This is a genomic window from Bifidobacterium catenulatum subsp. kashiwanohense JCM 15439 = DSM 21854 (assembly GCF_001042615.1).
In the GTDB taxonomy this organism is placed as follows: domain Bacteria; phylum Actinomycetota; class Actinomycetes; order Actinomycetales; family Bifidobacteriaceae; genus Bifidobacterium; species Bifidobacterium catenulatum.
The window spans coordinates 1,378,133-1,393,341 of sequence record NZ_AP012327.1 but is presented as its reverse complement, the minus strand read 5'-3'; the positions used below and the strand labels follow the sequence as shown (position 1 = coordinate 1,393,341).

General features: G+C 56.8%; 10 protein-coding genes and 1 riboswitch. Of the genes, 6 read left to right on the top strand and 4 right to left on the bottom strand.

The features are described 5' to 3' along the window. Positions 1-3 precede the first annotated feature (3 nt). Complete coding sequence (locus BBKW_RS06095) at positions 4-309, top strand: YhbY family RNA-binding protein (protein ID WP_033501017.1); 306 nt, start codon at positions 4-6, stop codon at positions 307-309. Between the two features lie 125 nt (positions 310-434). On the opposite strand, the gene tenA is transcribed toward BBKW_RS06095, so the two are convergent. Next, on the bottom strand, positions 435-1,202 hold the full coding sequence (tenA, locus tag BBKW_RS06090; RefSeq protein ID WP_048349519.1) for a thiaminase II: 768 nt from the start codon (positions 1,200-1,202) through the stop codon (positions 435-437). After that, positions 1,195-1,305, bottom strand: a riboswitch (TPP riboswitch). Its footprint overlaps the gene before it by 8 nt. 116 nt (positions 1,306-1,421) lie before the next feature. On the opposite strand from tenA, the gene BBKW_RS06085 reads away from it, so the two are divergent. The 3 genes from BBKW_RS06085 to BBKW_RS06075 all read left to right on the top strand — a co-directional run bounded on the left by BBKW_RS06085 (position 1,422) and on the right by BBKW_RS06075 (position 4,769). Then, positions 1,422-2,435: a glycosyltransferase family 2 protein gene (locus tag BBKW_RS06085; protein WP_033501018.1), complete on the top strand. Its 1,014-nt coding sequence runs from the start codon at positions 1,422-1,424 to the stop codon at positions 2,433-2,435. A 243-nt stretch (positions 2,436-2,678) separates the two neighbouring features. Next, positions 2,679-3,446, top strand: coding sequence for a polyphosphate--glucose phosphotransferase (ppgK, locus tag BBKW_RS06080; protein WP_003834570.1), 768 nt, complete (start codon positions 2,679-2,681; stop codon positions 3,444-3,446). Positions 3,447-3,605: 159 nt separating this feature from the next. Next, entirely contained in the window at positions 3,606-4,769 is a 1,164-nt protein-coding gene (locus BBKW_RS06075; RefSeq protein ID WP_033501107.1) for a pyridoxal phosphate-dependent aminotransferase, read from the top strand. Positions 4,770-4,839: 70 nt separating this feature from the next. Here the strand turns inward: BBKW_RS06075 and BBKW_RS06070 are convergent, their stop codons facing one another. From BBKW_RS06070 to BBKW_RS06060, 3 genes are all read right to left on the bottom strand, one after another. After that, positions 4,840-5,640, bottom strand: a complete 801-nt coding sequence (locus BBKW_RS06070) for an ATP-binding cassette domain-containing protein (protein WP_033501108.1) — start codon at positions 5,638-5,640, stop codon at positions 4,840-4,842. A gap of 114 nt (positions 5,641-5,754) precedes the next feature. Next, a complete protein-coding gene (locus tag BBKW_RS06065; RefSeq protein ID WP_033501019.1) occupies positions 5,755-6,420 on the bottom strand; it encodes an aryl-sulfate sulfotransferase in 666 nt (221 codons plus the stop codon). A gap of 284 nt (positions 6,421-6,704) precedes the next feature. Further along, on the bottom strand, positions 6,705-8,924 hold the full coding sequence (locus BBKW_RS06060) for a hypothetical protein (protein ID WP_284699159.1): 2,220 nt from the start codon (positions 8,922-8,924) through the stop codon (positions 6,705-6,707). Between the two features lie 93 nt (positions 8,925-9,017). Here BBKW_RS06060 and BBKW_RS06055 point away from each other — a divergent pair, with 93 nt between their 5' ends. After that, positions 9,018-12,323 (top strand): tetratricopeptide repeat protein, encoded by a 3,306-nt coding sequence (locus tag BBKW_RS06055; RefSeq protein ID WP_193786586.1) that lies wholly within the window; start codon positions 9,018-9,020, stop codon positions 12,321-12,323. Positions 12,324-12,452: 129 nt separating this feature from the next. Continuing rightward, complete coding sequence (ligA, locus tag BBKW_RS06050; RefSeq protein ID WP_033501021.1) at positions 12,453-15,128, top strand: NAD-dependent DNA ligase LigA; 2,676 nt, start codon at positions 12,453-12,455, stop codon at positions 15,126-15,128. Positions 15,129-15,209 lie beyond the last annotated feature (81 nt).

Sequence of the window (15,209 nt, the reverse complement as noted above, 5' to 3'; positions counted from 1 at the left end):
GTTATGGCATTAACCAAGAAGCAGGTCAAGCAGCTGCGTGGCCTGGCCACCAAGCTCAATCCGCTCATCCAGGTCGGCAAGAACGATTTGAGCGAAACCGCTATCAAGCAGGCGGACGAGACCATTGAAAAGCGTGAGCTTATCAAATGCTCCGTGCTCGATGGATCCGGACTGACTGCCAAGGAAGCGGGCGAGGGGCTGGCCGAAGAACTGAACGCGGAACTCGTACAGGTTATCGGCAACCGTTTCGTGCTCTATCGCCGCTCCCATCGCGATGACGTGGAGCATATTCGTCTCGTACGCGAATAAAGCTGGAAACTGACGCAACCAAACATAACAGGGCGGGTGCTTTCTGAAAACCAATCAGAAAGCACCCGCCCTATTGCAATGAAGATAAACAATCGGAAGTCAGGAAAACATGCGATGGAGCGGTGTCAACGCTCCTGATTCCATTCGGGCTTCCATGTGTACTGCATGTCGTACGCGCTGGCCCAGAACATGTACTCGTTCTCCACGCCGGTCACGAAAATGTCAATCAGCTCGCGCTTGCGCTCCTCGCTCGCGTCGGCTACCAGTTTCTCGATATGTTCGAGCAGCCACACGGAATCCTGCCAGAACTCGTCGGTCTTATACATGTCGACCCAACTTTTGTACGGATTGTCGTCAAGCGTGTCGGCAAACTCGGCGGCAAGACGGTATCCATAATCCGCATACACCCAGGCACACGGCAGCACGGCCACAAGAATGTCGAGAATATCCTTGTCATAGGCGATGGAAAGGATATTCGACGTGTAGGCGCGCGCGAAGGCCGACTGGCGCACATTGTTCATCTGCTCTTCGGTGATGCCATAGCTGGCCAAGTAGGAGCGGTGTACTTCGGTTTCCACCTGCAGGGCGCCGTTCTGCACCTTGAGCATGAACGCCATGATTTCAGGGTCGGTGGCCTTGGCTAATCCCAAAGCGTGCACTCTGGCGTAATCGTTCACATAACGAAAATCCTGCAGCAGATAGAAGGCGAAACGCTCGCGTTGCAGTGTGCCTTCGCCAAGCTCGCGGATGAACGGCTGCTGGTAGCCTTCCTCCCAAACCAGATCAGCAGCCTTGCGCATGCGCTGCGCGAACGGAGGAAGATTGTTGCGTTGGATGCCTTTGGCGGCGTCGAACTCATAATCGAAATTGGTTGTTGATGTCACAGCAGTCATTAGACATGCCTCCCTACGCTGGTATTAACCATCAGGTTCAAAGGGTTCAGGCCTCACTTGGCCCATCTCAACCCGACAAACACGGGTTCCCCTGCATTACGCCGTACATTATGGCAAAGCCGTCCGAAATGTGCAAGAGCCTGTCCGCCGAATGGAATCGTGCCGCATGATGCGAACACAGGCGATGTTCGGTTGAGGGCGAGTGCAAGAATAGAACGTATGACTGAAAAGCAAGTTGCGAAGAACACCATCGAAAAGCTGGCTATCGTCGTGGTAACATACAAGCGTCAGCAGCTGCTCGCCACCCTGTTCGCATCCATCGAAAAACTCACTGTGGCACCATGGCGTATCGTCGTCGTTGACAACGAGCACAGCGATGCGACCCAAGGCATGGTCGACGATTTCCGTGAAGCGGTCACCGCGCAGTGGGGCAATACCATCGCCGACCAGTCGGGCAACGAAAGTCGCGTGGTGTATGCGCCTCAATCCGACAACCTCGGCGGCGCAGGCGGATTCTCCGCAGGTGTGAAGAAGGCGTATGAACTGGGATCCGAATGGTTCTGGGTGATGGACGACGATGTGGCCGTGATGCCCGAAGCCATCGAACGACTCGCCAAGTGGACCGGCAGCCATGATGTGATCCAAGGCAGCCGATACGACTATGACGGCGGCCCGTTCTACTGGCAATACGATTTCATCATTCCCCTTGGCATCCCCAATCCGATCGCTCCGGCCGCATTCGGACGCCCCGGCTACCGCGTGATGGACACCCTGTGCTTCGAGGGGGGTCTGTTCCGCCGCAACATCGTCGAACAGATCGGCTTGCCGGATCCGCGTTTCTTCATCTACTGGGACGACACGATGTATGGCTACCGCGCCAGCAAAGTCACCAACCCGATCGTAGTGCCCGACGTAATCCTGCGCCGCACTCGTGAAATCGGCAATTGGGATATCGCCGGCGTGCGCCAGCTCAACTCCACTTCCGACATGAATCGTTACCACATCATGCGTAACCGAGGCTACATGGCGCGCTATTTCATGGCGTTCGGCGATTACCGTCCGCTGATGTTCGGTCTGGGTACGCTGCTGACCGCCGCCAAGGAAGTCATCCGCCTGGTGATGGTGGACCGAGAGCATGTGAAGACCGGCTTGGTGCAGATCGCCAAGGGTTGGTGGGATTCACGCAAGCTGCTGCATGATCCGGATTGGAAGCCGATGCCGCCGCTCAAGTGATGCGGTTGCGCCGTCTTCAGACGGTCATCTTCTTACGATTCGCCCCATGCCGATGCGTTGAGTTGACATGGGGCGAATCGTTTGCAGAAAAAAGTTGTGAAATGAATCATTTCATTGCGAAAAATTATGCAATCGTATTCACCATCTGTGCTTTTTCGGCGCGTTTTGGGGCATGGGGCGAGTTACTATGGCGCTTACCGGTTCGATAACACCCACTATGTACCTTGATAGGAGAGGTCGAAGATGATTGAAACTGCACAGGCGTTTGGCGTTGACATTGGAGGCTCCGGCATTAAGGCAGCCCCGGTTAACCTCGAAAAGGGCGAGTTTGCCGAACCGCGTTTGAAGATTCTTACCCCGGAAGTTTCCACTCCGAAGGCCGTTGGTGAAATCGTTCGCCAGCAGCTCGAGCATTTCGAGGTTCCCGAATCCGCTCCGGTCGGCATCGCTTTCCCGGCGCCGATCCACGTGGGCGAGAAGCTCGGCTACATGGCCAACCTGGACCAGTCTTGGGTTGGCGTGGACGTCACAGAAGTGTTCTCCGAAGCCTGCGGACGTCCAGTCACCGTGGTGAACGACGCTGACGCGGCAGGCCTTGCCGAACAGCAGTTCGGCGCGGCCAAGGGGCAGGATGGTCTGGTCGTGGCAACCACGCTGGGTACCGGTATCGGCACGGCGCTGATTTTCAACGGCGAACTCATCCCGAACACCGAGCTTGGCCACCTGGAACTGCTCAAGGGCAAGGGCGACGCCGAAAAGTACGCGGCATCCTCCATCCGTGAAAAGCTTGATATGGGCTACAAGAAGTGGGCCAAGCGACTGACCAAGTACTATTCCCTGATGGAGTTCTACTTGGATCCGCAGCTGTTCGTCGTCGGCGGCGGCGTGTCTCGTGTGTCTGAGAAGTTCCTGCCGTACATCGACATCAAGACCCCGATCGTCGCAGCCAAGTTGCACAATGAGGCTGGCATCATCGGTGCCGCGTACTACGCAAGCACCAAGCAGAAGTGATGCCGTGAACCATTAAGGTTCCCAACTTTTGTATAAGCGAGAGCCGTCCGATTTCATCGTCGGATGGCTCTCGCTTATTCCGTCAACATTTGTGAAGCGAAGGCATACCATCTTGCTTGACGTAACGACTTGCGCAACCCAAGGAGTATGGTGGAGACCATGCGTTTTTCCTCCAGAGTCGATATCAGCGAGCCCAATCCCATCGCCAAAGCGGAAGCGGAAGCCAAAACAAGCGGCATCACGCTCGGCAAACTCAACGACTCCAATCCAACCAAGCATGCGCTTGCGCCGGAACTTCTGCCAGACATATATGGCGCTGAGCCACGCGGCCAACGGTATGCGCGCGAAGCGTTGGCCGCATTCCTTCAAGGGCGAGGCAATGATGTTGCCGTCGAAGACCTGTACATACTGAGCTCAACGTCCGAAGCGTACTCGTGGCTGATCAAACTCTTGTGCGACGCCGGCGATGCCGTGCTCGCGCCGAAACCCGGCTATCCTCTCATCGAATCGATCGCACGACTCGAATGTGTCGACATGATCGAATACCAGCAGCGATTCGACGGGTCTTGGTACATCGATGTGGCCGAACTGCGCGAAGCGCTTGAAAGTGAAGAAGGTGAACGTATCCGCGCACTGGTGCTCATTAACCCTAATAATCCGACTGGTTCATATGTCAAACCGTCGGAACGTGAAGCCATCGTGCGGCTTTGCCACGACCATGAGGTGGCCATCATCGCCGACGAGGTGTTCTACGACTACGATCTGGAACCATTTGACGGCAACGCGCGTCTTGCGGGAGAGAAGGGTGCATTGACCTTCGCGTTGGACGGGTTTTCGAAAACGTTGGCCGCGCCGCACGCCAAAGTCGGTTGGATCCAAGTATCCGGCCCGGCAGGAGAGGTGGAAGAAGCCAGGCGCAGACTCGACGTGATCGCCGACGACTATCTGCCGATGAGCGAAATCATCGCCAAACAGATTCCCCTCATGCTGCAGGCGGCTTCAGCGCAGACTACGCGCGTAAAAAACCGCGTGCAAGCCAATCTCACCGCATTGCATGCCATGCTGAACGCCGACAAAAACGGTATGGTCAGCGTATTGCGTGCCGAGGGTGGATGGAACGTGCTGTTACGCGTGCCGAGCGTACTCGACGAGAACGAGCTGGTATTGGCCATGATCGAACGCCATGGAATTTCAGGCCAACCCGGCTACTTCTTTGATATGACTTCGAACGGCTATCTTGCGATTTCGTTGCTGCCGGAATCCGACGAATTTCGGCATAATGTGCAAGTGGTGCTTGACACCGTCAACACAATGATTGCTTGAATCGTGTCGCTGTGCCGCAATTAACGCCAATGACGGTACAGCGGCCAATACGAATCGATCGGAATATGAATCAGGCTTTGGATGCCTCGTATTTGGCTCGGATGAGATTTGTGTAAAAGGCGACGGCCTCATGTGGGCCACCGTCGAACACCACCTGATGGTCGTCGACCACCAGTGTGCGGTCGATCGCATATTCTGCGCGTGTGATCAGTTCCGTGTCATGCGTGGCGAACACCACTTGCTTGTCGTAACTGAACAAGGCTTTCGCCACATGCGCGGACGCCACCTCATCCAAACCCTTAGTCGGCTCGTCGGCAACGATCGCTGCGGGAGAGAAGCTCAATGCGGAAGCAATCGCCAGCAGATGGCGCTTCTCGCTGTCCAACGCGGAAGCAGACTCGCGTGCGACCGCAGCCAAATCGAAATGCGCAAACAGATTGCCGATAATCGCCTGGCGTTCGCTTTCCGGCACCTTATGCTTCTTCAACGGCTCATCAATCGCCTCACGAATGGAATCCGCCTTGTAATAACTGTTCGGAATCTCCTCGCGGCGAACACGACCGATCATCGATTCGATACGTTTCAGATCACGCTTCACCGACGGATCGTATGCAACGCCATCCGCGTCGATGCGTACCGAACCGGACGTCGCGGCCAACGCGCCATCCAACAACTGCAATAACGTGGTCTTACCGGAACCATTCAACCCGATTACGGCCACACGCTTGCTTTCCGGAGTGATCGTCAACGACGTCGGCTTCAAACCGATATTGCCATCCTCATACGTGTGGCCGGCCTGGTCAAGCGTGAACGTGACATCATGCGCCCCTTCGGGACGCTTGGATGAAAACAACGAATCGAAAAAACCCATGCTGCCCATTGTACGGGCGCGCCGAACCCGATGCATGCGAAACGGGGCCGGAAACCCAAACCCCCGAAAGGAGTTCAGATTTCAGCCCCGTCAAGATTCGCGAACGCTTACGCGTCAGTCGAAATAGAATCCCGAGAAATTGTACTTGTACACGCGATAGATGTACGCGCTGTTCAACGTCATCTTGAACTGCGCCAACAGATCGCCATACTCGTTGTACTGGCCGAACAGGCCCTTCATGCCCGAATCGATGAGAATCTGTCCGTTGTCCAATTCCTGTGCGGAACTGACATACGGCGAATACGGCACGTCGGTTCCCGCATGCGTGGTGGAGGCCTTATAGCCGGCGAACAGTTCGCCGAAATCCGCCAAGCGGGTCACACTGCCGGTGGAAGTGCTGAGCTTGATGACCTGATCTTGCACGGCATTGTCGTCGCGGCCCATTTCGGTGGCCAACAGCACGATGTCTCCATTGGCGTCCATCGCGTAATCGTGGTGCAGAATATAGTCGGATCCAGGATCATAGATCTTCTCCAACTTACCGAGACGGTTCATCGCCGCCATGTGGTGCGTGGAAGCGGAGAACCACATGAGCCCGTCATCGTCGAACAGCAGACGATGCGAACGATAGTAGAGCACGGGAATCTCGCCGCGCAGCACGCCGTGCGTATCGTAATAGAACATGAAGTCCTGCTCGTCGGAATCGTTGCCGAGAATGGCATACAGGCCATCGCCCAGGTCTTCTCCGGAATCGGCTACGACGGTCTGCTCCAGCTGCACTTCCTCTCGATCCTGTTTTGTCTGATGGCCGCATTGACGTTGTCATAGCTGGCGAGACAGACGCTCAAGGCGATGGTCGATGCTACCACGGCTGCGGTCTAGCGTCTAATACGAGGATGGCTTGACAGAAGCGGAAGAGATTCCATAACTGATGTCTCCAACAAGGGTTCATCTCATAGCGAACAGTTACGGCACCACTATTATCCGAAAAACTCGGAACGAACCGGAGATTTTATTGGATAAATCGTAAGAAAACCCTGAAATAACCCTGAAAACGCCGTGCCTCATATCAGGGTGAACCACGACTGCACATCATGGAACAAACCGGAATTATTGCGTATCAGCTCGTCGTCGCGACCATATAGGAACAGCGACAACACCGTCACCGCCAACATGAACAGCAGCAGCGCCAACACCAGTACGCGCAACAGCCAGCGCAGCCGCGGACGATCGCAATCCAGCGCAAGGAGCAGCAGAGGCAACGAGGCCAAGGCGAACAGCCAACCGAAATCGGCGATGTAGCGCCACCCAAGACCACCCAAGTGCGCGTCAAGCGCCACAATCAGCAAACCCAACAGCAGGAACGTCGTCAGCGTGCGCCACATACCGGCATGACCACAAGCGCGCATATGCCGGCGCAGGAATGGGCATGCCAGCGAAGCCAATGCGAGAGGCGCCATGACGAACAGGCCTCCAGGCATCGCCTCCGTGAAGCCCCAATCTTTCAACGGGGCGGCATCAACGGCAAGGAACGGGAACATATTCGTCCAACGCAACGGCAAAAACAGATAGTATGCGACCGTCCAAATGAAATTCGACCACGATTGATGGTAGCTCGTCATATCCGTGACCGTCAGCTGATACGACGAACCGAAATCGAATGGCGAGGAGAAACGCGCCATGTTATAGGCGAACAACGGCACCACTACAACCAATGCGGGCACCAGCACGGCCAAAGGCGCACGCAACGCATACAACATGGCGTAGGCACGCCCATGCGTGCCGGAAGCGAACACGCCATCACGCAACTGTTTGGCAATCGCACGAATCTGCGGCCAGAACAACGGAAACGCGGCGAACGCCACCACCACAAACGACGGACGGCAACCCACATTCGCGGCAATGCACACCGAACCTGCGGCCAAACGAGGCAGCGACAACGATCCGACCGCATTCACCTTGCCATCCTCGCCAGCGTTGGCCGCGGACGGACGTTCGGCCCCCAACCACAGCCACAAACCCAACGTGCTCAACAACAAAGACGCTGCGATCGGCACCGAATAGAAATTCGTCCGATACCACAAATACGAAGCATTCGACGCCAACAACACAAACACGCACAACATGCTGGCCGCGGCCACCGAAACATGCGGACGCACACGCTTGATCACACGAATCGTCAACAGGCATGCGAACACCAAAAAACCAAACATCAGCAACGGCACCGCGGCACCCGACGGCATTATCAGACCACCATCAACCCACAACGACGTCACCGCACGATACGGCACAAACAACAGCAACGCCGGCACCACACCAAAATACGAATACCAACGCCCATTGAAAAACGCATAATCCCAATACACAGGACTCACGCCATCGGCAAGCAACTGTTGCCGGGTCGCCACATCATACGGATTATCCGCATCACGCAGCCCCTGGGGTACATCCAAATCGAGCCACGCATGACCATTAAGCAACGCCCGAGCCACATGATCATACTGATCGTAATCATACGTATACATGCCATACGTATGAAAGCTCAACGGCACGGCAGATACCAACTGCCATACCACCACCGCTGCGGTCACCACCCCCGGAACCGCCAGCAACACGCCCAACGCCACGCGTTGACGCACACTCGACGTGTCCAACGGTACCTTCCACAAACGCGCACCAGGGCGCCACAACGCCACCAACACCATCACCATCACCAACAACGCCACGCGCAGCGGACTCACCGAAAAAGGCACACGCACATTCGCACGCACCGCCTCAAACGGAATCAAAGACCCCCTCGGCTCCACCACCTGCACACGCACCGTACGGCCAGCCGAAACCCTCACATATAACGAACGAGACGAATCCAACGACACCGAAGTAAGCTCACACGCCCTACGATCAGCATCAGGACGCACGCGCACCGTACGCACCACGTGCTCACCCTGCTGCTCAGCCCCCTGCAACACCGCATCAGAAACAGGAACAACACGCACATAATCCGACGAACCATCCGCCGCCACCTGCAAATACGCCTGCGTCGGATCAATAACCTCCAACAACCCATCATCACGACGCTCAAGCCCCGGCCCCAACGTGTTATAGGCAGCCGCCGAATCACCCGACGCTGCCAACGACCGGAAAAAAGGCACATTACACAACACGCACTCAACCAACACCACCACAACAAAAGCGGCTACAATAGCTGCGCGCACACGATGACGCGACTGAAAACGCGGTTTCGAAAAAATCACAAATATTATTCTAAAGGCTGCATGTCGCATTGAATTGAAAGAATGGCCCACATGTCACACCTCACACCAGCATCGCCATCAGCACACCATCCACACCAAGGACGGACCATGCTCAACCACGCCATGCAAGGGGTGCGACAACTCATCAACCACAACAAACACCCCCACAACGCCGCCGATACCAACCCCTTCGGCAAAGCCCTCGACACGCCAGACGACATCATCGGCGAACTCACCCGCAACGCCATCAAACTCAACCCACTCATCAAACGACGCATCATCAAAGGATTCGAAGGCGTACCAAACACACTCCAACTCGGCTGGGCACAATTACCGCAAACCCAAGGCAAAGCCTTCTCCATCGGCCTGTTCACCGACACCAACCACTTCGCACAAATCGCGCTCGCCGACAACAAAGCACGCGTCTTTGCAGGCACCGATCCTGAAATGGATGTGCAGGAACTGGACCCACGCTTCATCTTCGTCAAAGAGGAGACCCTCACTCTGCCTGACGGCCCACGATTCGGTCATGCTGCGAACGGCACGCCAAAAACGGTACGCGCATCACAAGGCGGTGTCGTAGGGCGCATGCCCGGAGGGCGCATGATGTGGCTTGCATCCTGGCTCAAGGTCGGCAACCGCTACACGCTTGAACAGATGCGCGCCAACCTGCCGGAAGCCATGCGATTCGACCTGGAATACCGTGACGCCATCGCCATCGCGTTCTTCGCGGCCTACATGCTGCCGCAAATGAACGGACTACTCGTAGGATTCGGCACGGGTAACATCTTCCGCAGGCTCAACAGGGAAGCGCCGATGGGTGCGATCCGCCGATCCATCAGAGACACGATGAGTGCCCGCTCGCACGGCATGCGCGCCTCCGGACTCGAGGATTATTTCGCCGACCTCATGCGCGAGGCCGGCGCGCTCGACAAAGACCAAGGCCTTGAGGCCGTGCATGGTGCAGAACCGCTGCATCTGTACACGTCCAGCTACTCCGGCTGCTACTTCTTCGCATGGGATTCCACGTTGCCGTTCTCGGCATCGTTGCGTGCGCTAAACATCGAAGGCAATCTCAACCGTTTCGCCGCAGTCAGCTCATGGTTGGAACGTAACGCCCGCATCGGCAGACTCCCCACGGAAGACACCGTGACACGAGCCGAAGCGGCGCAGATCGACATGGCGTTGCTGGAAAATCCAGCGTTGATCGCATTGAAACCGGATGACGAATTCGGCGCGATCCTCGACTCCCAACAGGATGATGGCGTGCAGGCCGTCATGCGTCTGGTGGACATCGCCTCGGAAACCAGGCGTTCCATCGCCGAAAACACGAAGGGCGGCACGGATGGCGTCGCCTTAGGCAGCGAAGGCGGTTCGGAATGGGTGTACCGCCAGACAATGTCTCGACTGCTGCGCAGCATGCGCCTTCCATACCGTTTCGACGTGGATTTCCGATGCAGCCTCAAGGACGGCAATATGGCGATCGGCTTCACTTCCGCAGGCGTTTCCATGATGCCGTCCACCAGATACGATGCGACACGCCATGCATGGGCGGACATGACGGATGCCGAACGCGCTCGCATGAGCGCGGACTACAATCTGCGTGTCGGACTGATGATGGCCGCGTTGAGTTTCGGTGCCGATCCGGGCATCCAGCGCGTATCGATGCACATTGATTCGATTGGTTTGGAAGAGGCCGTGGCCGAGCAGGATTCCGCCATCAGCGAGCTGATGAGCGAGGCGTTGGCCGCGTTCGAACGAATCCGTACTGGAGATATGGGCGTTTCCGGATCCAAAGCCGATCCGAAGGACGGCGATTTCCATGGGGATCCGTCTCGGCCAGTGACGCCGAAAACCGCTGACTTGGGTGCCGATGACGGTGACGGCGATGATGCGGACGATTCGCTTAACAGCCAGTTCGAGGCTCTGATGAAAGATATTGACTTCGACGAGATGACGTTTGCGGTTCCTGACGAAGCCGCAAACGAGTCCACCGGCGAAGAGGGCGATTCCGAGCATTTCACGCATGACGGTCTTGATGCTGGTCTGATCGGCTATAACGATTTCGACGGGGATGGCGACGATCCGTTGAGCCAGCTTCGCAAGAATCCAACCGTGCGCAATCTGGTGACGGTCACCTTTACCAGAAGCGAGTTCATGGAACGGTTGGGTGAGTGCGGACTGTCTGATCCGACAGGCACGTACCGCATGTTCGACGCGGAAATGGATGTGGATGGTCTTGGTGCGTTGAAGCCGGTGGATGCCGCGCTCAACCTGCGTGACAGCCGTTTCTCTCCGGCGGGAAGCCAGGAGGAGCCCGAGCTTTCCGACGTCACGTTCGACCATGATACGGCGCAACTGTTTGGCTGCCGCGACATGTCAGGGCTGTCCATCCAACGTGTGGATCTGCTGCAGCGCGCGGTTGGCGAATTCCATAGGATCGCGCAGGACCCCCATCTGGAATCGGTGGCCAAAGCGAAACAGGCCATGGACGTCATCAACGCCATCGCCGACCCTGAGTTAACGGCCCTGGCTCCGCAGGTGACGAGCGCTCTTATCGATGGCAAGGACACGCCGGATTTCTCATTCCGCATGGCCGACGAACTCGATACGGAACGCATCAAGGCGAGGGATCTGCTGTTCTCCGGGCAGATCGATCAGAGCGTGGAATTGGCCGAATCGGCGCTGGAACGAATGGATCAGTTGTTCGTTTCGAATCCGGGCGTACCACGGTATTTCAACTCGTATGCGGAACGTGTCATCTACAACCGTATGTTTGCCACAGAAGGCGAACGTACTGTGCTTATCCCTGACAACCTGTTCTATGCGCATATGGAATTAGCTGACGTGCTGGCACAGGTCAAAGGAGTCAAGGCCGCGCTGCCGCATCTCAACGCGATGGTGCGATACGCGCCGGCCTATCCGCTCTCTCACCTCAAACTGGCGGTGCAGTTGGCACGCTCCGAGGATTGGGATCCGGCCAAAGCCGCATGCCTCAACGCGTTGCATGTCGCACTCGACCGTGAGAATGCATCGTTCGCTTACTATAGGCTCGCCTACGCGGAATGGATGTGCGATCATTTCGACATTGCGGCCGCCGCATATATCATGAGCGAAGAGATCGCTCCGGGGCGTATCGCCATGTTGGAAGGTGAGCTTCAGGAATTAATCGGACGCGCGCAATCGCAGTGCATTCCGGTGCCTACCAATGTTCCGGAAGCCATGCATGTGCTTGCGCAGGCTGGACTGCCGGTATGGCCCAACACGCGGGTTGCGTCCTTGGTGCGCAAGGCCGCGCGAGCCTGCGTGGACGAGGGCATGTTCGTGCCGGCAAGAACGCTTTCGGTGGCCGCATCCAGAATGGATGACGAGGAACGAGACGGGGCCGACGTGGTGCAGATGCAGTTCCTGAGATCGTTGAACAACTGACCGATACCATCCGGAGCGAATAATTCAGCGTCGACGGCACGTCAATCGAACATTTGTGCGATACTGTTCGAAGTGTCGCCGACCGACAGTACTGAAAGCACATCGAAAAACGTTGACAAGGTAGTGACAATGACAAGGCATGACGATTCCGAACAGCTCGCATGGGATTTTGACGCTCCCGAAACGAATGGCGGTGCTATGGGCACGTCGACGCCCGTGGCGGCAGATGGGGGAGTCGCCTCATATGCGCCGGGAAGCGAACGGTGGATCGCCGCATTGCAGGCGACTGATGCGGACGCCATGCGACTGGACAGGATCGACGTTTCGTCGATGAGTGCTGAAGCCGCGGCGCGATTGTGGGCGCGAGTGGCGGCATGGGTGGAATCCGATCAGATTGCATACTATATCGATGATGCGCCGGTCTCGTCTGATGCGGCCTACGATGCGAGAATGCGCTGCCTACAGGCTTTGGAGGCGCAGTTTCCATCCCTCGACTCCACGCAATCGCCGACGCATCGTGTTGGGGGCACCTTCTCCAACGATTTCGCATCGGTGCGTCACCCGTCACGCATGATGAGTCTTGACGATGTCTTTTCGCTTGAGGAATTGCGCGAATGGTATGACAGTGTCATCCGAGGCCTTGATTGGTCGGATACGAAACCCCTGCCAATGACCTGCGAAGTGAAGATTGATGGACTGGCGCTCAATCTCATCTACCGTAATGGCGTGCTTGAACAGGGCCTGACCAGAGGCGATGGTGTGACTGGCGAAGATATCACACTCAATGTGCGTACCATCTCCACCATTCCGCAGAATCTTGCCGGACCAGAGGAGGATATTCCCGAATTCGTGGAGATCCGTGGCGAGGTTTTCATGCGATGGGATGATTTCAACACGCTCAACAAAGAAAGCGAGGATGCGGGACGCGCGCCTTTCGCCAATCCGCGCAACGCGGCTGCAGGAAGCCTGCGTCAGAAAGACCCGCGCATCACCTCCACCAGAAGGCTTAGTTTCTACGCGCACGGTATTGGCATGCTCCAATGGGGCGCCAAACGCGGCAATGGCCACGATATCGTCAGCAACCAATCCGAGGCGTACGAGCTATACAAGAAGTGGGGCATACCGGTCTCTCCGCACAACCGTGAAGTCTCCACATTCAGCCAAATCCTCGACATGATTGACTATTACGGCGAGCATCGCGGTGACATCGAGCATGCGCTTGACGGCATCGTCGTGAAAGTGGACGATCTGGGGTTGCAGCGGTCGCTGGGCGCGACCTCGCGTGCACCACGTTGGGCCATCGCCTACAAGTATCCGCCCGAGGAAGTCAACACGGAGTTGCTTGACATCACCGTGCAAGTGGGGCGTACCGGCCGCGTGACACCGGTGGCTATTCTGAAGCCCGTATATGTTGCGGGTTCAACGGTGTCGAGAACCACTTTGCATAATCCGTTCGAGGTGGAACGTAAAGGCGTGCTTATCGGCGACACCGTTGTGGTGCGCAAGGCAGGCGATGTGATTCCCGAACTTGTAGGTCCAGTATTGGAGCGTAGGGAAGGACGTGAGGACCAGCTGCGCCGGTTTGTGATGCCTTCGCATTGCCCGAGCTGTGGGGCACAACTCGCTCCAGCCAAAGAGGGGGACAAGGACATTCGCTGTCCGAACGTGGAGTCCTGTCCGGCGCAGTTAACCGAACGCATCATCAACCTGGCGTCCAGAAAGGCGTTCGATATCGAACATCTGGGTGACCAATCGGCCATCGCGTTGACGAATCCGGAAGAGGATCGCCCCGATTCGGTGGCGACCTACGCGCCGAACATCACGGAAATCGTGGTGGCGCCGGGGCAGGAGCCAGAACCGTACGAGCCGGTGGAAGGGCTGGAGCTGCCGGCCCGGCAAACGCCGGTGTTGTCCAGCGAGGCCGGCCTGTTCTCGCTGACATCCTCCGATTTGCAGGATGTTCGCGTATGGCGAGAAGCGCCAATCATCGAAATCCACGAAACCGTCGGCAAGAACGGTAAACCGAAAAAAACGCGCAAACGTATCGGCGGATCAGGACTGTGGCATCAGGTTCCGGCGTTTTGGACGACTCCGACAGTGGCGAGAAAGCGTAAGGACGAAGTCGATGAATCCGCGGAATATCCCGGATATGATGTGCCTGAGGATGCCATGGTGGTCCGAGAGGAAACCAAGGTGTCGCGTTCCGGAGCATCCAGCGTGCAGCCGGTATATATACGCCCCGCGGAAAACACAAGGAAAATGCTTGACGAAATTGACAAGGCACGCCACGTCGACTTATGGCGTGTGCTTGTGGCCCTGTCCATCAGGCGACTCGGTCCTCCTACGGCACGTGTTATCGCCAATACGCTCGGATCGCTTGACGCCATCGAACGCGCCAGTGTGGACGAACTGTCACAGATAGACGGCATCGGTCCGGAAATCGCGGAATCGGTGGTCACGTGGTTTGCATCGGCCAAGGAACCAGGCGATTGGCGCGGCACGGTGTTGGAAGCATGGAAGGCTGCTGGAGTCGGTGTGGAGCAGGCTGAAATCAGTACACTACCGCAGACGCTTGAAGGTAAAACAGTGGTTGTCACCGGTTCGTTGATTGACTTCTCGCGTGACTCCGCCAAAGAAGCGATTATCTCCCGCGGTGGAAGAGCTTCAGGATCCGTCAGCAAGAAAACCGATTGGGTGGTCATTGGCGAAAACGCCGGTGCCAAAGCCGCCAAAGCAGAGGAATTAGGCGTTCCCATGCTAAACGAGGACCAGTTCAAAATACTGCTGGAAAACGGAACGGTGTGACACCGGCACGTCAAACTGGCAACGTAATCGCAAGAAAGCTCTGGCATGCCGCGCTTCCAGACGCTAGTCTGGTACGCGGCT